This is a genomic window from Agrococcus sp. UYP33, assembly GCF_054060915.1.
Map to the genome: position 1 here is coordinate 1628955 of NZ_JBSSDR010000001.1, position 20767 is coordinate 1649721.

Annotated in this window: 17 protein-coding genes, 2 tRNA genes and 1 riboswitch; of the genes, 14 read left to right on the forward strand and 5 right to left on the reverse strand. The window is 71.2% G+C overall.

Translation table 11 applies throughout. The features are described 5' to 3' along the window. Positions 1 to 132 precede the first annotated feature (132 nt). Positions 133 to 211, forward strand: a riboswitch (ZMP/ZTP riboswitch). A 54-nt stretch (positions 212 to 265) separates the two neighbouring features. Both glyA and ACVWW9_RS08000 read left to right on the forward strand, forming a co-directional pair. After that, the gene (glyA, locus tag ACVWW9_RS07995) at positions 266 to 1597 is read left to right on the forward strand and encodes a serine hydroxymethyltransferase (protein ID WP_456515054.1); all 1332 of its coding nucleotides are present in this window, start codon (positions 266 to 268) and stop codon (positions 1595 to 1597) included. Further along, a complete protein-coding gene (locus ACVWW9_RS08000; protein WP_123697158.1) occupies positions 1594 to 2481 on the forward strand; it encodes a bifunctional methylenetetrahydrofolate dehydrogenase/methenyltetrahydrofolate cyclohydrolase in 888 nt (295 codons plus the stop codon). The genes glyA and ACVWW9_RS08000 overlap by 4 nt, the downstream gene beginning before the upstream one ends. A gap of 7 nt (positions 2482 to 2488) precedes the next feature. Here the strand turns inward: ACVWW9_RS08000 and ACVWW9_RS08005 are convergent, their stop codons facing one another. Together ACVWW9_RS08005 and ACVWW9_RS08010 are read right to left on the reverse strand one after the other, a co-directional pair. Next, on the reverse strand, positions 2489 to 2983 hold the full coding sequence (locus ACVWW9_RS08005; RefSeq protein ID WP_456515055.1) for an SRPBCC domain-containing protein: 495 nt from the start codon (positions 2981 to 2983) through the stop codon (positions 2489 to 2491). A gap of 99 nt (positions 2984 to 3082) precedes the next feature. Then, positions 3083 to 3622, reverse strand: coding sequence for a gamma carbonic anhydrase family protein (locus ACVWW9_RS08010; RefSeq protein WP_456515056.1), 540 nt, complete (start codon positions 3620 to 3622; stop codon positions 3083 to 3085). A gap of 33 nt (positions 3623 to 3655) precedes the next feature. On the opposite strand from ACVWW9_RS08010, the gene ACVWW9_RS08015 reads away from it, so the two are divergent. From ACVWW9_RS08015 to ACVWW9_RS08025, 3 genes are all read left to right on the forward strand, one after another. Beyond that, positions 3656 to 4018: an A1S_2505 family phage non-structural protein gene (locus ACVWW9_RS08015; RefSeq protein WP_456515057.1), complete on the forward strand. Its 363-nt coding sequence runs from the start codon at positions 3656 to 3658 to the stop codon at positions 4016 to 4018. Positions 4019 to 4230: 212 nt separating this feature from the next. Further along, positions 4231 to 5136 carry a carbohydrate ABC transporter permease gene (locus ACVWW9_RS08020; RefSeq protein WP_245990064.1) on the forward strand — a complete coding sequence of 302 codons (906 nt, stop codon included), beginning with the start codon at positions 4231 to 4233 and terminating at the stop codon, positions 5134 to 5136. Continuing rightward, positions 5133 to 6131, forward strand: coding sequence for a carbohydrate ABC transporter permease (locus ACVWW9_RS08025; RefSeq protein ID WP_354256201.1), 999 nt, complete (start codon positions 5133 to 5135; stop codon positions 6129 to 6131). The genes ACVWW9_RS08020 and ACVWW9_RS08025 overlap by 4 nt, the downstream gene beginning before the upstream one ends. A 74-nt stretch (positions 6132 to 6205) precedes the next feature. Here the strand turns inward: ACVWW9_RS08025 and ACVWW9_RS08030 are convergent, their stop codons facing one another. Then, complete coding sequence (locus tag ACVWW9_RS08030) at positions 6206 to 7564, reverse strand: ABC transporter substrate-binding protein (RefSeq protein ID WP_456515058.1); 1359 nt, start codon at positions 7562 to 7564, stop codon at positions 6206 to 6208. A 152-nt stretch (positions 7565 to 7716) separates the two neighbouring features. Here ACVWW9_RS08030 and ACVWW9_RS08035 point away from each other — a divergent pair. The 4 genes from ACVWW9_RS08035 to ACVWW9_RS08050 all read left to right on the forward strand — a co-directional run bounded on the left by ACVWW9_RS08035 (position 7717) and on the right by ACVWW9_RS08050 (position 12107). Next, positions 7717 to 7790 (forward strand) — tRNA-Leu (locus ACVWW9_RS08035). A 28-nt stretch (positions 7791 to 7818) separates the two neighbouring features. After that, positions 7819 to 8751 (forward strand): aldose 1-epimerase family protein, encoded by a 933-nt coding sequence (locus tag ACVWW9_RS08040; protein WP_456515059.1) that lies wholly within the window; start codon positions 7819 to 7821, stop codon positions 8749 to 8751. Positions 8752 to 8878: 127 nt separating this feature from the next. Further along, on the forward strand, positions 8879 to 10570 hold the full coding sequence (locus ACVWW9_RS08045; protein ID WP_456515060.1) for a long-chain-fatty-acid--CoA ligase: 1692 nt from the start codon (positions 8879 to 8881) through the stop codon (positions 10568 to 10570). Positions 10571 to 10937: 367 nt separating this feature from the next. Beyond that, entirely contained in the window at positions 10938 to 12107 is a 1170-nt protein-coding gene (locus tag ACVWW9_RS08050; RefSeq protein WP_456515061.1) for an RtcB family protein, read from the forward strand. Positions 12108 to 12246: 139 nt separating this feature from the next. On the opposite strand, the gene ACVWW9_RS08055 is transcribed toward ACVWW9_RS08050, so the two are convergent. Beyond that, the gene (locus tag ACVWW9_RS08055; RefSeq protein WP_456515062.1) at positions 12247 to 12945 is read right to left on the reverse strand and encodes a phosphotransferase family protein; all 699 of its coding nucleotides are present in this window, start codon (positions 12943 to 12945) and stop codon (positions 12247 to 12249) included. A gap of 316 nt (positions 12946 to 13261) precedes the next feature. On the opposite strand from ACVWW9_RS08055, the gene ACVWW9_RS08060 reads away from it, so the two are divergent. Beyond that, positions 13262 to 15778 carry an AAA family ATPase gene (locus tag ACVWW9_RS08060; RefSeq protein ID WP_456515063.1) on the forward strand — a complete coding sequence of 839 codons (2517 nt, stop codon included), beginning with the start codon at positions 13262 to 13264 and terminating at the stop codon, positions 15776 to 15778. Positions 15779 to 15889: 111 nt separating this feature from the next. Here the strand turns inward: ACVWW9_RS08060 and ACVWW9_RS08065 are convergent. Next, positions 15890 to 15962, reverse strand: a tRNA-Lys gene (locus ACVWW9_RS08065). A 182-nt stretch (positions 15963 to 16144) separates the two neighbouring features. On the opposite strand from ACVWW9_RS08065, the gene ACVWW9_RS08070 reads away from it, so the two are divergent. The 4 genes from ACVWW9_RS08070 to ACVWW9_RS08085 all read left to right on the forward strand — a co-directional run bounded on the left by ACVWW9_RS08070 (position 16145) and on the right by ACVWW9_RS08085 (position 20750). Beyond that, positions 16145 to 18685 (forward strand): HAD-IC family P-type ATPase, encoded by a 2541-nt coding sequence (locus ACVWW9_RS08070; protein WP_456515064.1) that lies wholly within the window; start codon positions 16145 to 16147, stop codon positions 18683 to 18685. Between the two features lie 115 nt (positions 18686 to 18800). Continuing rightward, on the forward strand, positions 18801 to 19385 hold the full coding sequence (locus ACVWW9_RS08075) for a hypothetical protein (RefSeq protein WP_456515065.1): 585 nt from the start codon (positions 18801 to 18803) through the stop codon (positions 19383 to 19385). A gap of 49 nt (positions 19386 to 19434) precedes the next feature. Then, on the forward strand, positions 19435 to 20064 hold the full coding sequence (locus tag ACVWW9_RS08080; protein ID WP_456515066.1) for a DNA-directed RNA polymerase subunit beta: 630 nt from the start codon (positions 19435 to 19437) through the stop codon (positions 20062 to 20064). Between the two features lie 86 nt (positions 20065 to 20150). Further along, the gene (locus tag ACVWW9_RS08085) at positions 20151 to 20750 is read left to right on the forward strand and encodes a hypothetical protein (protein ID WP_456515067.1); all 600 of its coding nucleotides are present in this window, start codon (positions 20151 to 20153) and stop codon (positions 20748 to 20750) included. The last annotated feature ends 17 nt before the right edge of the window (positions 20751 to 20767 follow it).

Genomic DNA, 20767 nt, shown 5'->3' on the forward strand with positions numbered 1-20767 from the left:
TCCTTCGCACGGGGGATGGTGGCCTCAGCGTCCCGCGCCGCGTTCCGCTCCACAAGCCGCCGCGCATGAGCATTCCCCGAGGATCGGCGGGCCGCTCGACCGCGCCCACCGGCACGTGCCCGTTGGCTACGATGGAGGCGCCGCGACTGGCGCACAGGTGGAGCACCACCGGGAAGCGGCGAACATTCGGCCGCGCGCCTGGGCCACGCAGCATGCGTGCAAGAAGCCGGGCGTCCCGTGCGCCGCAGAGCCCGAAGGAGCCATCGTGTCCGACCGCCTCCCCTCGTCCTTCAACAGCCCGCTGCTCGAGGTCGATCCCGAGATCGCCGCCGTGCTGCAGCAGGAGCTCGACCGCCAGCGCGACTACCTCGAGATGATCGCGAGCGAGAACTTCGTGCCCGTGGCCGTGCTCGAGGCCGCCGGCAGCGTGCTGACGAACAAGTACGCCGAGGGCTACCCTGGCCGCCGCTACTACGGCGGCTGCGAGGCCGTCGACATCGCCGAGTCGCTCGCGATCGAGCGCGCGAAGTCGCTCTTCGGCGCCGCGTTCGCCAACGTGCAGCCCCACTCGGGCGCGACGGCGAACGCCGCCGTGCTGCACGCGATCGCCCGTCCCGGCGACACGATCCTCGGCCTCTCGCTCGACCACGGCGGCCACCTCACGCACGGCATGAAGATCAACTTCTCCGGCCGGCTCTACGACATCGTCGCCTACGGCGTCGACCCCGAGACGAGCCGCGTCGACATGGAGGAGGTGCGCCGCCTCGCCGTCGAGCACAAGCCGAAGGTCATCATCGCCGGCTGGTCGGCCTACCCGCGCCAGCTCGACTTCGCCGCGTTCCGCGCGATCGCCGACGAGGTCGGCGCGCTGCTCTGGGTCGACATGGCGCACTTCGCCGGACTCGTCGCGGCCGGGCTGCACCCGAACCCCGTCGAGCACGCGCACGTGGTCTCGTCGACCGTGCACAAGACCATCGGCGGCCCCCGCTCGGGCTTCATCCTCACGAACGACGCCGACATCGCGAAGAAGATCAACTCGGCCGTCTTCCCGGGGCAGCAGGGCGGCCCGCTCATGCACGTCATCGCCGCGAAGGCCACGGCGTTCAAGCTCGCCGCGAGCGAGGAGTTCAAGGAGCGCCAGGAGCGCACGATCCGCGGCGCGCAGATCCTCGCCGAGCGGCTCATGCAGCAGGACGTGGCGGATGCCGGCATCTCGGTGCGCTCGAACGGCACCGACGTGCACCTCGTGCTCGTCGACCTCCGCGACGCCGCGATCGACGGCAAGCAGGCCGAGGACCTCCTGCACGAGATCCAGATCACGGTCAACCGCAACGCGGTGCCGAACGACCCGCGCCCGCCGATGGTGACGAGCGGCCTCCGCATCGGCACGCCGGCGCTCGCGACCCGCGGCTTCGGCGACGATGAGTTCACCGAGGTGGCCGACGTCATCGCGCTCGCGCTGCAGCCGGGTGCCGACCTGCCCGCGCTCCGCACGCGCGTGCAGGCGCTCGCGCAGGCGCTGCCGCTCTACCCCGGCGTGGGCCCGAGCGGCCAGCCCGAGGTGGTGCACGAGCTCGGATCGAGCGTCGAGCGATGACCGCGCAGATCCTCGACGGCAACCGCACGGCAGCCGCGATCAAGGAGGAGCTCCGCGACCGCGTCACGGGGCTGCAGGCGAAGGGCCTCACGCCCGGGCTCGGCACCCTCCTGGTGGGCGACGACCCGGCGAGCCAGTCCTACGTCAAGGGCAAGCACCGCGACTGCGCCGACGTCGGCATCACGTCGATCCGCGTCGACCTGCCGCACGGGGCGTCGACCGCCGACGTGCGCGCCGCCATCCGCGACCTCAACGAGGCGCGCGAGGTGACGGGCTACATCGTGCAGCTGCCGCTGCCGCCCGGGCACGACGAGCACGCGATGCTCGAGCTCATGGACCCGGCGAAGGACGCCGACGGCCTGCACCCCGTCAACCTCGGCAGGCTCGTGCTCGGCGTCGACGGCCCGATCGACTCGCCGCTGCCCTGCACGCCTGCGGGCATCGTGCGGATGCTGCGGCACCACGACATCGAGATCGCCGGCGCGACCGTCGCGGTCGTCGGCCGCGGGCTCACCGTGGGTCGGCCGCTCGGGCTGCTGCTGACCCGCAAGGGCATCGACGCGACCGTCACGCTCTGCCACTCGCGCACGCCCGACCTCGCCGCGCAGGTGCGCGAGGCCGACATCGTCGTCGCGGCGGTCGGTGTGCCGGGGCTCATCAAGGCGGACTGGGTGAAGCCGGGCGCCGCGGTGCTCGACGTGGGCATCACGCGCGGGCTCTCGGCCGAGACAGGCCGCGTGAAGCTGCTCGGCGACGTCGACCCCGGTGTGCGCGAGGTCGCCGGATGGGTGTCGCCGGTCCCCGGCGGCGTCGGCCCGATGACGCGCGTCATGCTGCTCGACAACGTCGTGCAGATGGCGGAGAAGGCCGTGCGCTCCCGCTGACCGCGCGTCAGGCGGCGTAGGCGTCGCGCAGCGCGGGGTAGTAGTCGTCCCAGTCGGGCATCGGCTGCCCCGCGAGCGCGGCGACCAGCCGGTCGAGGTACCACTCCCAGCCGGCGCCGATGTCGGGCAGCGCCGAGAGCGCGACGTCGTGGTGCGTGAAGCGGATGGTGGCGCCGGAGCCGGCGTCGTGCCCGCCGTCGAGCACCTCGACCTCGAGGCTCCAGGAGCCGTGCTCGTCGGTGGTGAGCACCGCGAGGTGCTCGGGCGCGTGGCAGTCGAGGATCTCGACCGCGGTCGTCGCGTCGCCCTCCTCGGCGGTCATGCTCATGACGACCTCGCCCGAGTCGGGGTCGCCCGCGTACGTGCCGAACCACATCCCGAGCTCGCGCGACTCCGTCAGGAACGGCCAGACCGCGATCGCGTCGGCCGCGACCCTGCGCTCGAGCGTGAGCTCTGCCGACTCACCGTGCTCGGTGACCGTGCCTGTGCGTGCGATCGCCATCTCGCTCCCTCCGCTGCGGCCGAGCCTACGCATCCGTCCCGCCACAGCGCCAGGGCCGCCGAGCCCCAAGGCCGCCGATGCGCGCCGCGGAGCCGAGCCTCAGTGCGTGTGGATCGCGTCGGCGTAGAGGCGGATGCGCTTGCTGTAGACGTCGGCGTTGCGCGCGATGCCGCGGCGCTCGTCCTCGGTCGTCTCGCGGCGCACCTTGCCAGGCACGCCCGCGACGAGCGAGTGCTCCGGGATGACAGTGCCCTCGGTGACGAGCGCACCGGCGGCGATGATCGAGCCGGTGCCGATCACCGCGCCGTTCATGACGGTCGCGTGCATGCCGATGAGCACGTCGTCCTCGACGGTGCAGCCGTGCACGACCGCGTTGTGGCCTATCGAGACGCGGGCGCCGATGCGCAGCGGCGAGCCGTGGTCGACGTGGAGCGAGCAGGAGTCCTGCACGTTGCTGTCGTCGCCGATCGTGATCGGCTCCTCCTCGGCGCGCAGGCTCGCCCCCGGCCAGATGCCCACCCGCTCGCCGAGCGAGACGGCCCCTGCGATGACGGCCCCGGGCATGACGAGCGCCGACTTCGGCAGGTGCGGGGCGTGGCCCGGCAGCGGGATGATCGTGGCGCGCTCGTGGACCGTCATGGCGCCAGGGTAGCCCCGGCGTATCCTCGCGGCATGAGGATCGAGGCGCTGGAGCCGCACCAGGTGTTCGTCTTCGGATCGAACGCGTCCGGGCACCACGGCGCGGGCGCCGCGCGCATGGCGCACGAGCGCTTCGGCGCCGTCTGGGGCGAGGGGCACGGGCTGCACGGCCAGTCCTACGCGATCGACACGATGAGCGGCCTGCCGACGATCGAGCGCGAGGTGCAGGCGTTCCTCGCCTTCGCGGCCGAGCATCCAGAGCTCGAGCTGCTCGTGACGGAGATCGGCTGCGGCATCGCCGGCTACACGCCCGAGCAGATCGCGCCGCTCTTCCGCGGGGCGCCCGAGAACGTCGTGCTGCCCGAGCGGTTCCTGGCGGTGCTCGAGCGCGCCTGACCGCACCGCGGGGGCCGCTGTACCCCATCGCTTCTTCGAAGACCTGATGCGCTTCTCGGAGAAGTGGGGTACTAAATGGAGTGCGGTTCCCACCCGGCCGCCTGACCCCAGGAGGCACCGTGTCGACGACGACCGCAGCTCCAGACGCCACGCTCCCCGGCGATCCGCCGGGCGATCGCGGCAGGCGACGCAAGCGCGCACCCAGGACGCCGATGACGAAGAGCCAGCGGCGCGAGGCGCTCACGGGCTACCTCTTCATCTCGCCGTGGATCGTCGGCTTCCTCGTCTTCACGCTCGGCGCGATGGTCTACAGCCTCGTGATCTCGTTCAGCCGCTACCAGCTGGCGACCGACACGGCGCGACCCGTCGGGCTCGCGAACTACGAGGCGCTCTTCGAGGACCCCAAGATCGGCATCGCGCTCGCGAACACGCTCTACTACGCGGTGCTCGCGGTGCCGCTCGAGATCGTGCTGGCGCTCGGCCTCGCGCTGCTGCTCAACAGCGCGCGCCGCGGTGCGGGCATCTTCCGCACCATCTTCTACCTGCCCAAGATGACGCCCGCGGTGGCCACGGCATCCGTCTTCCTGCTGCTGCTGAACGGCAGCCAGGGCGCCATCAACCGCGGGCTCGCAGCCATCGGCATCCAGGGCCCGCAGTGGCTGCTCGACCCGGCCTGGGTCAAGCCGTCGATCGTGCTCATGACGCTGTGGGGCGTCGCCGGCACGATGGTGATCTTCCTCGCCGCGCTGCAGAACGTGCCGAAGGACCTCTACGAGGCCGCATCGCTCGACGGCGCGGGCGCGGGGCGGCGCTTCTGGAACGTCACCGTGCCGATGATCTCGCCGGCGATCTTCTTCAACGTGCTGGTGCTCACGATCGCGGCGTTCCAGATCTTCGACCAGGCCTTCCTGCTCTTCCATCGGCAGACGGGGGCCGGGACCTCGGATGCATCGCTGTTCTACGCGATCTACCTGTTCGACCAGGCGTTCCGGCAGTTCAACTTCGGGTTCGCCGCCGCCATGGCGTGGCTCCTGTTCGTCATCATCCTGGTCATCTCGCTCATCCAGATGCGCGTGGGCAACCGGTTCGTCTACTACGAGAGCGAGGACGCGCGATGAGCTCGCCCATCCAGCCCGGCCGGATCCAGGAGGCCTACGTCCTGACGCCCGAGCAGGCGGAGGAGGTCGAGCGCACCGACGGCGCGACGCCGCCGCCGCCAGCGGGGAAGTCGCGCCCGCGGCGACGCCGCGAGCGCGGTCCGGCGCTCAGCCCGCTGGGCCGCGTGCTCGAGGTGGTGCGCTGGGTGCTGCTGCTCATCTGCAGCGCGCTCTTCCTCTACCCGTTCGCGTGGCTGCTCGCCGCGAGCTTCAAGCCGCGCGGCGAGGTGTTCGACAACCGGCTCATCCCGCAGACGTGGGTGCCCGAGAACTACGTGCAGATCTTCCAGGAGCTGCCGCTGCTCAGCTGGCTCGGCAACAGCCTGCTGGTCGCGATCCTCGCGGCGGGGCTCGTGACGGTGTCGAGCTCGCTCGTCGCCTTCGGCTTCGCCTACTACCGCTTCCCGGGCCGCAAGGTGCTGTTCGGCGTGGTGCTCGCGACCATGATGCTGCCGGGCGCTGTGACGCTCGTGCCGTCGTTCCTCATCTGGAACCAGCTGGGGCTCGTGGGCACGAACGTGCCGCTCTGGGGCGCGAACCTGTTCGGCTCCGCGTTCTACATCTTCCTGCAGCGCCAGTTCTTCCTCGGCCTGCCGAAGGAGCTGTTCGAGGCGGCGCGGATCGACGGGCTGAACGCGTGGGGCCAGTTCTGGCGCATCGCCTTCCCGCTCTCGGTGCCGTCGTTCGTGATCGTCTTCCTCTTCGAGTTCCAGGCCAGCTGGAACAACCTGCAGGGCGCGCTCATCTACCTCAACGTCGGCTCGGCCGAGGGCTACACCGTGCCGCTCGGCATCGCGAGCGCGATGACGAAGTACGACCCGTCCACCGGCGGCCACGGCGACTACCAGTACGTCATGGTGGCCGCGCTCATCGTCACGCTGCCGATGCTCATCCTCTTCGCCTTCGGGCAGCGCTCGTTCATCGAGGGCCTCGCGACCTCTGGCCGCAAGGGCTGACGGCCGGTACGGAGCCCACGCAGTGAGGGCGGGAGCGGCATCGCCGCTCCCGCCCTCATCCGTCTGCCGGTCGGCTACTCGGTGGACACCTGGTCGTAGGCGCGCTGCGCGGCCTCCTGGGCCGCGGCGAGCGCGTCCTCCGCCGAGCTGTCGCCGAGCAGGATCGACTGCATCGCGTTCTGCAGCTCCGTCTGGATCTGCTGGCCGGCGGGGGAGCCGCCGAGCGACGTGCCCTCCGCGGCGACGTCGTAGTACGCGTCGATCGCGCCCTGGAAGCCGGGGAAGCCCTCGGCCGACGCGAAGTTCTCGCGGATCGCCGTGTCGCTCTCGGGCGAGCCGGTGAAGAGGCCGGCGTTGATGCCGAGCCGCTCAGGCTCCTCCTCGGTCGTCGTCGCACGCGCCTCGGCTGCGGCCTGCCAGGCCTCGGGCGAGGTGAGCTGGAGCGCCCATGCGCACGCCGCCGACGGGTTGGCGGCGCCGGCCGGGATGACGAACGACGAGCCGCCGGCAGCGGTGAAGTCCTCGCCCTCCTGGTCGCGCAGCGGCACCGCGCCGATCTCGACCTGCTCGGCGTAGGGCGTCAGCACGTTGACGTACCACTGGTCGAACACGGCCGCGCCGACCTGGTCGGTCACGTACGGGTTCTCGTCGCCGAAGATGTCGAACGAGTCGACGAGGCTCGAGACCTCGGCGAAGCCGCCCTGCGCGTCGTACAGCTGCTGCAGGAACTCCGCGGCCTCCACGTTCTCGGCGCGGTCGAGGGTCGGGGCACCCGACTCGTCGACGATGCCGCCGCCGAACGACAGCATCCACATCGCGGCCTTCGAGACGCCCTGCGGGTCGAAGCCGACGCGCGAGATCGAGCCGCCCTCGGTGGCCGTCATGGCCTCGGCGGCGTCGATGAGGCCCACCGGGTCGCTCGGGTCGAGGTCCTCGGCAGAGACGCCCGCCTCCTCCATGACACGGGCGTTCGTGAGGATGAGCGGCGGCTGGTAGAACTGCGGCACCGCCCAGACCTGGTCCTCCCACGTCACGTCCTGCACCACCTGCGGGTACCAGCGCTGCTGCGGGTCGACGCCGTTCGCCGCGAAGCACGCGTCGAGCGGCATGAGCAGTCCCTGCGCCGCGTAGGTCGCCACGAACTGGCGGTCGATCTGCACCACGTCGGGCATCGAGCCCGACGCCGCGAGCGTCGTGAACTTCTGCGCGTCGAAGGCGGTCTGGTCGAGCGTGATCTCGACGCCCTCGAGCTGCGCCGCGGCGTGGTCGAGGCGGGCCTGGCCCACGTCGTCGGTGTTCTCGAAGCCCCAGCCGCTCAGCGCGCCGGTCGGGTCCGCTTCGAAGTCGGCTTCGGCGTTGCCTGCAGCGCCTCCGCATCCGGTCAGCAGCAGCGCTGCTGCGATGGCGCCTGCTGCGCCAGCACGTGCTCTCACGTCGGTCTCCTCATGTCGGATGGCCGCCCGCAGCCTGCGTCGGCCTAGGGCTGACGGTACATCGAACCTGTACCCCGACCTAGAAGCGCTTCTCCAGGTTCGACGGAACCGATCGGCGGCGCTCTAGGTTTGGAGGCGGGCCGACGGGCCCGGCCCCCGTAGCCCAACCGGCAGAGGCAGCGGACTTAAACTCCGCCCAGTCTGGGTTCGAACCCCAGCGGGGGCACCGCCCGCGCGCTCGCTAGGCTCGCGGCATGCGGCCGCCAACAGGACAGCAGTTCACGATCTCGCGCACGGTCGACGGCTCAGAGCTGCGCGCCACGATCACCGAGGTCGCGGCGACGCTGCGCGAGCTCACGATCGACGGCATCGACCTCGTCGAGCCGTTCCCCGAGCACGCGCGCCCCGCGAAGGGCCAGGGCATCGTGCTCGCGCCGTGGGGCGGCCGCGTCGCGGGCGGCGACTGGCAGCTCGACGGCGCGACGCAGCGGCTGCCGATCACCGAGCGCGACAAGGGCAACGCGAGCCACGGGCTGCTGCGCTTCGCGCCCTACCGAGTGCTCGAGCACGCGGCGTCGCGCCTCGTGCTGCAGGCCACGATCCACCCGCAGGGCGGCTGGCCCTTCCTCGTCGACACGTCGGTCACCTACGAGCTCACCGACGACGGGCTGCTCGTCACGCAGGAGGCGACCAACGTCGGCACCGAGCGCGCGCCGTGGGCGTGCGGCGCGCATCCCTACCTCGCGGTCGGCGACACCGCGCCCGAGCGCCTGACCCTCACCGTGCCGGCCGCACGCGTGTTCAACGCCGTCGACCTCATCCCGACCGAGGAGACGCTCGTCGACGCGATGGATGCGTCGGCGCCCGACCTGCGCGCCGGCCGCCGCCTCACCGAGCTCGACGTCGACCACAACTACGCCGGGCTCGAGCTCGTGGGCGGCGTGGCGACCTCGTCGCTGCTCGACGACACCGGCCGCGGCGCGGAGCTGTGGCAGGACGACGCCTTCCCGTACGTCGTCGTCTTCACGCCGCGCGACTTCCCCGCCGCGAGCGGGCCGAAGCAGGCGGCGGCGGTCGAGCCGATGAGCGCCCCCGCGAACGCACTGAACTCCGGCCAGGGCCTCGTGTGGCTCGAGCCGGGGGAGTCGTGGCGCGGCCACTGGGGCATCTCGCCCATCGGCTTCTAGCGCCGGTGCGCCGCGGCCCCTCCTGGCCCGGTGCGGCCGCCCGCCGGTTTGGCTCGACGGCACCGCCGGCGCGAGACTGGGGGACGCCCGTCGCGCTGCGGCGGCGCATCGCACGACGGAGGCACAGATGGGCACGCAGCGACCCGACGAGGCGCCCGCCGGCTACGCGCCGGGCGTGCCCGGCACGATCGAGGTGCCGGACGTCGCGCTCACGACGGTGCTGCACGACGCGATCCGCACGCATCCCGACCGCCCGGCGCTCGACTTCTACGGCGCGACGACGACGTACGCGCAGCTCGGCGGCGACGTGCGCGCCGCCGCTGCGGCGCTCGCGGCGGCGGGCGTGGGCGTCGGTGACCGGGTCGCGCTCGTCATGCCCTCGTGCCCGCAAGCGGTCATCGCGTTCTACGCCGTGCTCGAGCTCGGCGGCGTCGTGGTCGAGCAGAACCCGCTGTCCACCGCCGACGAGCTGCAGCGCACGTTCGCGGACCACGGGGCTCGCGTCGCGGTCGTGTGGGACAAGTCGGCGGACACGCTCGCCGGACTCTCGCTCCCGCACGACCTGACGGTGCTCACGGTCGACCTCAGCCGCGCGCTGCCGCTCGGCAAGCGGCTCGCGCTGCGCCTGCCCATCCGCAAGGCGCGCGAGACGCGCGCGGCGATGACCGAGCGTCCGTCGATCGGACGCTCGTGGGACGACGCCGTGCGCGCGCGCCGGCGGCCGGATGCGGCGTGGACGCCGCACGTCGCCGCCCCGACCGACGTGGCGCTGCTGCAGTACACGGGCGGCACCACGGGCTCCCCGAAGGCGGCGATGCTCACGCACCGCAACCTCGTGGCGAACGTCGCGCAGAGCCGCGCGTGGGTACCGGAGCTGCACGACGGGCGAGAGGTCTTCTACGGCATCCTCCCGCTGTTCCACGCCTACGGCATGCTGCTGTGCCTGCTCATGTCGGTGCGGCTCGGCGCGTGCCTCGTGCTGTTCCCGCGCTTCGACGTCGACCAGGTGCTCGAGGCGATGGAGCGCCGCCCCGCGACCTTCCTGCCTGGCGTGCCGCCCATCTATGCGCGGCTCGCAGAGGCAGCCCAGGAGCGCGGCGTCGACCTGTCGTCGATCCGGTTCGCGATCTCGGGCGCGATGCCGCTGCCGCCCGAGCTCGTCGAGCGCTGGGAGCAGCTCACGGGCGGCGCGCTCGTCGAGGGCTACGGCATGACCGAGACATCGCCGATCGCGCTCGGCAACCCGCTCGCCGACACGCGCAGGCCGGGCTCCGTCGGCCTGCCCTTCCCCTCGACCGAGATCCGGGTCGTCGACCCCGACGACCCCACGGTCGACCGGCAGCCGGGTGAGCCGGGGGAGCTGCTCATCCGCGGACCGCAGGTCTTCCCCGGTTACTGGCGGCAGCCCGAGGAGACAGGACGCGTGCTGCTCGAGGGCGGCTGGCTCCGCACCGGTGACGTCGTCGAGCAGAGCGACGACGGCTTCATCACGATCGTGGACCGCATCAAGGACCTCATCATCACCGCTGGCTTCAACGTCTACCCGTCGGAGGTCGAGGAGGTGCTGCGATCGCACCCCCTCGTCGCCGACGCGGCCGTCGTCGGGCTGCCGGGCGCCGCGGGCAGCGAGGACGTGATGGCCGCCGTCGTGCCCGTCGAAGGCGAGTCGCCGACCGAGGATGCGCTGCGCACGTTCGTGCGCGAGCGCCTGACGGGCTACAAGGCGCCCCGCCGCATCCGCATCGTCGACGCGCTGCCGCGCTCTGCGGTCGGCAAGGTGCTGCGCCGCGAGGTGCGGGAGATGCTCAGCTCGACCTGACCGCGCCGCGGAACGGCTGCATGTCGCCGGCCCACCACAGCCCTCTGCGAGTCCGCGGCCGAGGTCCCGTGCATCCGCCGTTGACGCGGCGGCGATCGTGCCGTACGTTCGCAAGGCTGTGCATCCCGCACGGCAGGCACGTCGAGAGGTGGCGATCGTGAGCGCGCAGCGCGAACGAGCAGAGGTCCGGGTCTACCCCGCAGACCTCCACCAGCCATGCTCTCCGGCCCCGGCCGCGTAGCCCTCCAGCTCCGCGCGTCCCGAGACCGACAGGGTCCGGGACGCCCCTTCCACGGCGAGGGGGACTGCCCGCACCCTGTGGCAGCCCCACCGCGCTCTCCAGCGCACCCACAGAAGGAAAGGCACCATGGAGACCCTCTCCAAGCGGCTGCTGTCGTGGGCGAGCATCCTCGAGGACTCCACCCTCGAGCAGGCTCGCACCGCGTCCGGCATGCCGTTCATCCACCCGCACCTCGCGCTCATGCCCGACGCGCACCTCGGTCGCGGCGCGACCGTCGGCTCGGTCATCCCGACGCTCGGCGCGATCATGCCCGCCGCGGTCGGCGTCGACATCGGCTGCGGCATGATCGCCGTGCGCACCCAGCTGCACCGCGACGACCTCGTCGGTCGTGAGCTGTTCGAGCTGCGCGAGCAGATCGAGCGCAGCATCCCGCTGTCGGCGGGGCGCGACAACCGCACGGTGCGGCCGACGGCCGAGCCGCGCGTCGCCGAGCTCGAGCGGCTCGCGGAGCGCAGCGGCTTCGACCCCGAGAGCTACGCGAAGCACTGGCGGCTGCAGCTCGGGTCGCTGGGCAGCGGCAACCACTTCATCGAGGTCTCGGTCGACGAGACGGATGCGGTGTGGATGTTCCTGCACTCCGGTTCGCGCGGCGTGGGCAACAAGATCGCGCAGCGGCACATCGCGATCGCCCAGCGGCTCGCGAAGCAGTGGTGGATCGAGCTGCCCGACCCCGACCTCGCGTACCTCGTGGAGGGCACGCGCGAGTTCGACCGGTACATCGCCGAGCTGCGGTGGGCGCAGCGCTTCGCGCTGCTCAACCGCGAGGAGATGATGGACCGGGTCGCCGACCAGCTGGGCCGCTTCGTCGGCACCGGCATCGACGAGCTCGAGCGCATCAACTGCCACCACAACTTCACGGAGTCGGAGACGCACTTCGGGAAGCGGGTGTGGGTGTCGCGCAAGGGCGCGATCCAGGCGGACGAGGGTCGTCCCGGGCTCATCCCCGGGTCGATGGGCACCGCGTCGTACGTCGTCGAGGGGCTCGGCAACCCGCTCGCGCTCAACTCGGCGCCGCACGGCGCGGGGCGGAGGCTGTCGCGGAACGCCGCTCGGCGCACGTTCTCGCGCGACGAGCTGCGGGAGGCGATGGTCGGGATCGAGTACCGCGACACCGACGCGTTCATCGACGAGATCCCGCAGGCGTACAAGCCGATCGACGAGGTGATGGCCGACGCCGGCGACCTCGTGCGGATCCGGCACACGCTGCGCCAGCTCGTGAACGTGAAGGGCGACTAGCGCCGAGCTGGTGACTGCCCGGTCGCCGAGAGGTGGGCGGGCGGCCGAGAGGTGGGCCTGCGGGCCCACCTCTCGGTGTCTGCCCCACCGGTCGTTCGCAGCCCCACCCGTGAGCGGCAACCGACCCCTGCGCCGCCGATCAGGCGGGCCAGGCGAGCAGCTCGGCCGTCAGCTGGTCGAGGTACTCGGGTGGCCCGACCTCGGCGAACCACAGCCACAGCTCGGCCGCGTGGATGGCCAGCCACGGCAGCAGGGCATCCGGATCGGCGCCGTACCCGGTCGCGATCGCCTCGAACGAGCGCGGATCCTTCCGCGCGGCACCCCACGCGGCGCGGGCCACCTCGCGCAGCGGATCGCCGAGGTGCGCCTTCTCCCAGTCGAGCACCGCGGTGATGCGGCCGTCCGCGGCGAGCAGGTTGCCGTCGCCCCAGTCGCCGTGGCAGAACACCGGCGGTGCGGCCGCAGGCACGACGAGCGGCAGCGGTGGACCACCCGCGTCGCGGTAGCGGCGGATGATCGCCGTGTCGTCGGGAGCCGCGGGCAGGCCACGCGGCGGCTCGAACTCGTGCAGCCTGCGGAGCAGCGTCGCCGATGCCCGCAGCCCGTCGATCCGCACGTCCGGTGTGACGTCGTCGAGCCGCTCACCGGGCATGCGCGTCATGAGGATCGAGCCGGGCTGCACGTCGACGAGCTCTGGGACCGGGATGCCGCTGCCCGCGACCGCCCTCAGGGCGAGCGCCTCCGCGTCGTGGCGCAGCGGATCGCGCAGCCGCTTCTCGACGAGCGCCCGCCCGTCGCGCTCGACCGCACGCACGTGTCCGACCGCTCCCTGACGCATCCGCCCATTATCGCAACGTTGCGCGGTGCATTTCGCCGGATAGGCAGGCGCGGCGCGACCGACGGCGAATGCGATCACATCGCCACCCTTCGATCGCCAGCCCGCGCGCCCTCCGGTCGGAAGGATGACGCGTTGAAGTCTCCTAGGCTGAGCGCATGAGTGACTTGATGCCTAACTTGGCGGCACTTGTCGAGGCGTTGTCCTCGAACCCGCGGGCTGACGATGCGTTAGCACTCGCGAAGTGCGCCGAGCAAGCCGCAAACGAGGCAGAGCTCGACGAAAGAATCACTGCCCTAGTGGACGGCTGGCTAGGCGAGTGAGCAACGCAACTGAAGTTGCTCTCGTCTGGATCGAGGCGCGCGGCTTTCGAGCGTTCGGCACTGAGGTTCGTCGTCTAGACCTGTCGGGACCACTCGTAGTGATCCACGCTGGCAACAGTCAGGGCAAGACCAGTCTGGCGGAAGCCGTGGAATTCCTGCTTACAGGACGGTCAAGCCGGCGTGATCTATTCGGTGGAGCCAAGGCCGAGTACAACGCCAGCCTGCGCAACGCCCACCTAGGAGATGACGAGGAAGTTTGGGTGGCTGCAGGCATTCGAGACTCCATGGGCGTCGTCCATGAGGTGCGGCGCGCTCTCCAGACGGACTTCGTGGGCGCGTCTGATTGCTCTTCTCTCCTCACGATCGACGGCATAGCCCACGACGAGATCCCGGATTACGGCTTGTCGCTCGGTGATGGCGTGATGGGTGCTCCTGTACTGCTGCAGCACACGCTTCGCTACGTGCTCTCGACCGAACCTAAACAGCGCGCAGCGTACTTCAAGGCACTCTTAACGCTTAGCGACCTAGATCTTCTTCGCCAGCGAATAGCTGCCCAGCGTCCGCGATTCGACCAGGCACCCGATGGGCCGGCCGTCGCCGCTGTGCGAAGGCTTCGGCATCCCTCCATGACAGAAGCAGCAAGTGCGCTGTTAGCCGTCGACCCGGAGAGCCCCACGGCGCAGTCGAACGTCGAAGGCGCACTTCTCTCGGCAGGCAAGGGCCTGGTGCCGAACGCGCCGACCGTGGATGCCATGCGGGACTCGCTGGCTACACTGATCTCCGAGCGATCGGACCGGCTCTTTCCCCTGCCCGCGTTCGTTCCGACGCCGGCGTCCCCGGCCCGGCCTGATGGCCCGGATTTCACGCCCTACACGGAGGCGTTGAGCGAGGTGGATCAGGCCGTCGCGACTCTGCTGCCAGCCATCTCAGCACTGCTGAACGCGCCTGGTTACGGTCAACTTGAGCATGCGGTTGACTGTCCTGTCTGCGGCCAGCCGGAATCGTTGACGCCTGATCGGATCGAGATCCTTCGGGCGCATTTGCGCGCCGGAGAGCAACTCGACCGCGTCACGACGGACTTGCGGCAGGCGATTAGTGCTACACGCACGGCATGGACAAGTTGGTTGCGTGCGGTCGAGGCAAGTCTGCCCGATGCAGCGGGGTGGGACGAGAGCGCGTACGGAGAGGCAGCCGTCAAACTCGTTGCCCTTTTCGGAGAGGAGCGGTCCGAACTGCGTCTAGCGCGCGATCACATGGCCGAGCTTAAGCAGGCGCAACGTGATATTGCCGACCGTGTCGATGAAGTCGAGGCGTCGCTAGCCGAGATCAACAGTGCGGTCGAGCGTCGTATCGATCTCGACATAGATCTCTCCGACCAAGTGGCTCGAGTGACGAGTGCGGTGATCGCCTTCGACAGGGTTCGCGAGCGGGACGAATCGGTCGAGGCCCTGCGTAATCTGGTCGGACCAGAACTCGAGGATCTGAAATCGACGGACGGCACTGCAGAGCTACTTGCGGTCGTTGATCGCGCGCCGGAGCTTTTGGATGAGCTGCGGGAGGCTGCCGCGCGAAGGTCAGTGGTCAAGCGGCTGAGCGCCGTCGATCGAGCGCTCAAGACGGCGGCGAGCGAGGTGCTGGATGCGCGCTTCGGGCACATGAGCGAGGCCATCGGAAAGTGGTGGTCGACGATCCGTCCGGACGAGCTTGTCGGATTCGCAGGAGTCAAGCGTCGCGCGGCCGGAGCAATATTCGTGAACCTAGTCGCCGCTTTGCAGCCGCAGGCACAAGCTGACCCCGTAGAGCGCGACGCGTTGGGCGTCTATAGCGACTCGCAACTCAACGCGCTCGGCCTCTCTACGTTTCTAGCCCGCGCCGATTTAACCGGTTGCCGGACTGTCGTACTTGATGACCCAATACCCGGCAGCGATGGGGATCACCGGCTGACATTCGTCCAGAACACGTTAGGTGCTCTCCTCGAAAAGGGGCGTCAGGTGATCTTGACCACCTATGATCCGAAACTCGCTGACTGGGCGGCGGCGTCTCACATGGGCTTCGAGCCGCTGACATTCGAGCTGAGCCTGCTCGACGCGACCTTGGGCACCGAGCCGACTCAAACATCGGACGCGTTCAGTCGCTTCATGCTGCATGCTGAGGACAGTCTGAACGCGCCGACTGCTGCTGGCAGGCGAGCTGCGTGCAACGCATATCGCTCCGCGGCGGAACGACTCGCCAAGCAGATCATTGCCACGAACCGTTCGGCCGCCGGAACGGCAACGACGGTCGGCGATGTGGGGCGCGAAGCGTCGCAGTTGGGCGACCTTGTGCCGCTCGTCCGTGGTTTCGCGCTGAGCAACGACGAGGCTGGCAAGTGGACCGTCATGCCACGAGTGTTGAATCCCGGCAGTCACGACGACGACGTGCCATCCACCATTGACCTGAAGCAAATACGCGGAAACCTGCGGGAGATCGCCAAGAATCATCGGAGGCAGTGGCCCGACGGCCTCGAACGCTGACAAGAGCTGACTGATTGGATACCAGTCAGGCGAGCGCGATCCGGCTCCCGCCACGCGTTAACGGGGCCGATTCACGCCAGCGGTTTCCGGTTAGCGACCGGCCGGATGCGGTGGGCCCGGTGGGGCTCGAACCCACGACCAGCGGATTAAAAGTCCGACGCTCTACCGACTGAGCTACAGGCCCGCTGCTCCAGGGTAGCCGCGGCGGCGGGCGTGCCCCGGCCGGCACCGCCCGGCTGTGGTCCCGCACCCGGGGGTCAACCCTCCGGATGATTCGGGCGATCCTCCCTACCGTGCGCAGCGGTGAGCGGACAGAGTGGTCCCCGGATCCGCCGTCCCCGCATCCGCCGCCTGCCAGGAAGCCGCATGTCTGCTCAGACCCCCGCCCGCACGCCCGCGCCTGCCGACGCCCCGGGCGCGCCCGCGGCCGGTCACGTCGACCACCAGCGCATCCTGACGACCACCGCGCCCGCGACGGGGCTGTCCGCCGCCGAGGTCGCGGCGCGCGTCGCGGACGGCCGCGTGAACCGGCTCGCCAACGCGTCGAGCCGCAGCCTGCTGTCGATCCTGCGCGTCAACCTCTTCACGCTCTTCAACCTCGTGATCGCGGTCTGCACGGCCGTGCTCATCGTGCTCGGGCGCTGGCAGGACGCGCTCTTCTCGTTCGCGGCGATCTCGAACGTCGTCATCGGCGTCGTGCAGGAGCACAGCGCCAAGCGCAAGCTCGACGGGCTCGCGCTGCTGCACGTGCAGCGCTCGACGGTCGTGCGCGACGGCGAGCGACGCGACGTCGCGATGGGCGAGCTCGTGCAGGACGACATCCTGCTGCTGCGCCGAGGCGACCAGGTGCCCGCCGACGGGGTGATCGTGGCGACCGAGGGCGTCGACCTCGACGAGTCGCTGCTGACGGGGGAGTCGGAGCCGCAGCTCAAGCACGTCGGCGACGGCGTGCTCTCGGGCTCCGCGGTCTCGGCCGGCTCCGCCTCGGTGCAGCTCACGAGCGTCGGCAGCGACTCCTTCGCCGCCCGCCTCACTGCAGAGGCGCGCCGCTTCTCGCTCGTGCACTCCGAGCTGCGGGTCGCGCTCAACCGCGTCGTCACCTGGATCTCGATCGCGCTCGTGCCGCTCATCGCGATCGTGCTCAACGGCCAGATGCAGGCGCGCGGCGGATGGGCGGCGGCGATCGCGAGCGGCGAGTGGCAGGACGCGGTCGTGCTCTCGACCGCCGCGATCTCCGCCTCCGTGCCGCAGGGGCTCATCCTCATGACCTCGATCGCCTTCGCGGTCGCCGCGGTCAAGCTCGCGCGGAGCCAGGTGCTCGTGCAGGAGCTCGCCGCGGTCGAGGGGCTCGCGCGCGTCGACGTCATCTGCCTCGACAAGACGGGCACGCTCACCGAGGGCGACCTCGAGCTGCTCGACGTCACGCCGGTCGACGACGACGGAACCCCGCAGGCGGCGGTGGGGGCGGATGCGCTGCGCGCGGTCGACGTGCAGCCCGGCACGCCCGCGTGGCTGCCCGCGCTCGCCTGGTTCGGCCACGACGAGGACGCGAACCCCACCGCGCAGGCCATCCGGCCGGCGCTCGACCCGCCTGGGCTGGCGCCGAGCGCCGTCATCGGCTTCTCGTCGGCGCGGCGGATGAGCGCGGTCGCCTTCCTGGAGGGCGTCGCGCGCGGCACCTGGGTGCTGGGCGCGCCCGAGTCGGTGCTCGGCGACGGCGACGGCGGCAGCGCGGTCGCGCAGCGCGCGCTCGAGATCGCGGCCGCCGGGCGTCGCGCGCTCGTGCTCGCGCACGCCCCGCATCCGATCGATCAGGAGCAGTGCGAGCGGCTCGAGCTGCCGCCGCTGCGGCCGGTGGCGGTGGTCGCGTTCGGCGAGCACGTGCGCGACGACGCCGCCGCGACGCTCGACTACTTCCGCGCGCAGGGCGTCGAGGTGCGCGTCATGTCGGGCGACCACCCGCGCACGGTCGGCGCCGTCGCGCGCCAGGTCGGCATCCCGCTCGTCGGCGACGCCTACGACGCGCGGCACCTGCCGACGGACCGGCACGAGCTCGAGGCCGTGCTCGCCGAGCACCACGTGCTGGGCCGGGTCTCGCCCGGCCAGAAGCGGGGGATCGTCGAGGCGCTGCAGGCGATGGGCCGCACGGTCGCGATGACGGGCGACGGCGTCAACGACGCGCTCGCGCTGAAGACCGCCGACCTCGGCATCGCGATGGGGGAGGGCGCGGCCGCGACGAAGGCCGTCGCCAGGCTCGTGCTGCTCGACGGGCGCTTCTCGCACCTGCCGCAAGTGGTCGCCGAGGGGCGGCAGGTGATCGCCAACATCGAGCGCGTCTCGCGCATCTTCCTGACGAAGACGACCTACGCGTTCACGCTCGCGCTGCTCTTCGGGGCGTTCCTCGTGCAGTACCCGTTCCTGCCCCGCCAGCTCTCGGCGACCGACGGGCTCACGATCGGCATCCCCGCCTTCGTGCTCGCGCTCATCCCCGCCGCGACCCGCTACGTGCCGGGCTTCCTCGGCCGCAGCCTGCGCTTCACCATCCCGGCCGGCGTCACGGTGGCGCTCGCGGTGCTCGCGATCACCCTCATCGGGCGCGGCGCGGAGGTCGACGAGCGCCAGGTGCAGACCGCCGCGGTCATCACGCTCACCGTCTGCGGGCTCTGGGTGCTCGGCATCGCGTGCCGCCCCTTCACGCTCCTGCGCGCGGGCATCGTCGCGCTCATGGTCGTCGCGCTCGTCGTCGCGGTGCTCGTGCCGATCGTGCGCGACTTCTTCCAGTTCCAGCTGCCCGAGGCGCCGCTGCTGCTGGCGTCGATCGGCATCGGCCTGGTCGGCAGCGCGCTCATCGAGGTGTGGCACCGCCTGGCGCCCAAGCTGCCGCCGGCGCTCGTCGCCGACGCCTGAGGCGCGCGCCCGCATCGCCGGACGTCGGCGACACGCGCAGGGCGGGAGCCGAGGGATGCGTGCGTCGCCGCGGCGCGGAACCTACGCTGGTGCCAGACCGTCACGAGGAGCCTCCATGACCCCCGCATCCCGCCGTTCCGCCACCGCCCTGCTCGTCGGCGCCGCCGTCGTCACCCTCACCGCGGGCTGCGTCATCACCGCGCCCGCCCCGCCTGCGCCCGTCGAGACCACCGCGACGACCACCGCGCCGGAGCCCGCGCCCACCGAGAGCGCCGAGCCCGCCGAGCCCAGCGAGACCGCTGCCGCGTCCGAGGGTCCGTACGAGATCACCGCCGAGGGCCAGGACGGCTCGGTGTGGAGCTTCGAGGTCACCGACAGCCGCGTCGTGGAGACCGACTCGGGCGGCCAGCCGGCCGAGCCGGGCTTCCAGCTCGTCGAGGTGCTCGTCGACGCCGAGCTCCTCGAGGGCGATCCCGACTTCTACCACGCCTTCCACATCTACATCGTGGACGACGCGACCGGCGACGAGTACGGGCTCAGCACGGCGAGCTCGTTCTACGCCGAGGGCGACCTCTTCACGACCGGGCAGGAGCCGTCGATCACCGGCGGCGTCGGGATCTTCCACGTGCCGGCGAGCCTCGGCATCGACCACGTGCGCGTGACGACCGACCAGGGCGGGGTCTGGGACTTCTCCCGCTGAGGCGGCCCCGTCATCCCGGCTGCAGCGAGCATCCGGGATGATGGTGGGGATGGCTGAGCACTTCAAGCGCCCCACCCGCTTCTCGAACGACTGGTTCTCCCGCATCGAGGGCGACGTCGACCCTGCCGTGCGCCTGCAGCTCGCGAGCGAGACCGCGCAGGCGCTGCTCGCGCGCGTCCGCTCCGGTGCCGATCCGGACGTCGTCGAGCGCATCCTGCGCGTCGCGAAGGACGACGGCATCGACACGGTTGCCGAGCTCTGGTCGCACGCGCGACCCCACTCGCTGCCGGGCGCGCTGTGGCGCGTCAACCTGCTGCACGCGCTCGTCACGCAGCGCGCCGACGAGGCGGCGCTGCTGTACCAGCAGGGGGCGGATGCGCTGCCGACGGCCGCCCCGGTGGTCGCGGGCGTGCCGGCCCCGGCGACGCCCGACGAGCTCCGCTCGCTCTCGGAGACGATCCTGCGCGGCGTCTTCTCGGGGGACTTCGCGCTCGCGCTCGAGCGCGCGGCCGCGTTCGCGACGGTGACCGCCGCTGGCGCGGTCGAGGCGGCGCACGTCGACGAGCCGGTGCATCCGGAGCGCGCCGGCGAGCGCACCCGGCTGGCGGCGTCGCTCACCGACATCGCCGGCGACCTGCGCGTGTGCGCGCGCATGTGGCGATCGGAGAGCCTGGTCTGAGCGTGTGCTGAGGCGGGTCGTCACCGCTCCGCCGTAGGCTCGCCTCGTCGGCCGCGCACCCGGTCGGCACCGACAAGGAGACCGACATGGCACGCCGCCCCCTCGCCGCTGCACTCATCCTGGGCGCGAGCGCCCTCGCCCTCACCGGCTGCATCCCGATGCCGCCCGCGATCCCCGCGGCGCCCACGGGCTCGCCCATCGAGCCGGCCGACCCCGTCGACACCACCGAGGCGACCGAGCCGGCCGAGCCGAGCGAGACCGGCTCCTCGGAGGAGCCGTCGGAGCCCGCCGACGGCGCCTACGACTTCACGGTCGACGACGGTGCCGGCGACATCTGGTCGTTCAGCGTCACGTCGCTCGAGGAGAACCCGCCGATGCAGTCGGGCGAGCCGGAGCCCGGCACCTACTTCGTCGGCATCCTGTTCGACGCCGAGCACCTCGAGGGATCGTTCGGCTTCAGCAGCTCGTTCGACATCTTCGTCGTGGGCAGCGACGGGGTCGAGTACGACTGGCGCGACACGATCGCGGTCACCGCGGAGAACGACGTGTTCTACGCCGACGAGGCCGGCTTCACGCAGGCCCGCGCGGTCGTGCAGCTCCCGGAGGGCGTCGACCCCGCGCAGGTCATCCTGCGCTCGGCCTACGGCTACCCGGAGGTCCCGGAGACGGTCATCGACGTGCAGTGACCGGTGCAGTGACCGCC

Bases quoted from the DNA above. Each gene is read 5' to 3' on its own strand.
- ACVWW9_RS08000 (WP_123697158.1), top strand. From the start codon at position 1,594: ATGACCGCGCAGATCCTCGACGGCAACCGCACGGCAGCCGCGATCAAG.
- ACVWW9_RS08005 (WP_456515055.1), bottom strand. From the start codon at position 2,983: ATGGCGATCGCACGCACAGGCACGGTCACCGAGCACGGTGAGTCGGCA.
- ACVWW9_RS08010 (WP_456515056.1), bottom strand. From the start codon at position 3,622: ATGACGGTCCACGAGCGCGCCACGATCATCCCGCTGCCGGGCCACGCC.
- ACVWW9_RS08015 (WP_456515057.1), top strand. From the start codon at position 3,656: ATGAGGATCGAGGCGCTGGAGCCGCACCAGGTGTTCGTCTTCGGATCG.
- ACVWW9_RS08020 (WP_245990064.1), top strand. From the start codon at position 4,231: ATGACGAAGAGCCAGCGGCGCGAGGCGCTCACGGGCTACCTCTTCATC.
- ACVWW9_RS08025 (WP_354256201.1), top strand. From the start codon at position 5,133: ATGAGCTCGCCCATCCAGCCCGGCCGGATCCAGGAGGCCTACGTCCTG.
- ACVWW9_RS08040 (WP_456515059.1), top strand. From the start codon at position 7,819: ATGCGGCCGCCAACAGGACAGCAGTTCACGATCTCGCGCACGGTCGAC.
- ACVWW9_RS08045 (WP_456515060.1), top strand. From the start codon at position 8,879: ATGGGCACGCAGCGACCCGACGAGGCGCCCGCCGGCTACGCGCCGGGC.
- ACVWW9_RS08050 (WP_456515061.1), top strand. From the start codon at position 10,938: ATGGAGACCCTCTCCAAGCGGCTGCTGTCGTGGGCGAGCATCCTCGAG.
- ACVWW9_RS08055 (WP_456515062.1), bottom strand. From the start codon at position 12,945: ATGCGTCAGGGAGCGGTCGGACACGTGCGTGCGGTCGAGCGCGACGGG.
- ACVWW9_RS08070 (WP_456515064.1), top strand. From the start codon at position 16,145: ATGTCTGCTCAGACCCCCGCCCGCACGCCCGCGCCTGCCGACGCCCCG.
- ACVWW9_RS08075 (WP_456515065.1), top strand. From the start codon at position 18,801: ATGACCCCCGCATCCCGCCGTTCCGCCACCGCCCTGCTCGTCGGCGCC.
- ACVWW9_RS08080 (WP_456515066.1), top strand. From the start codon at position 19,435: ATGGCTGAGCACTTCAAGCGCCCCACCCGCTTCTCGAACGACTGGTTC.
- ACVWW9_RS08085 (WP_456515067.1), top strand. From the start codon at position 20,151: ATGGCACGCCGCCCCCTCGCCGCTGCACTCATCCTGGGCGCGAGCGCC.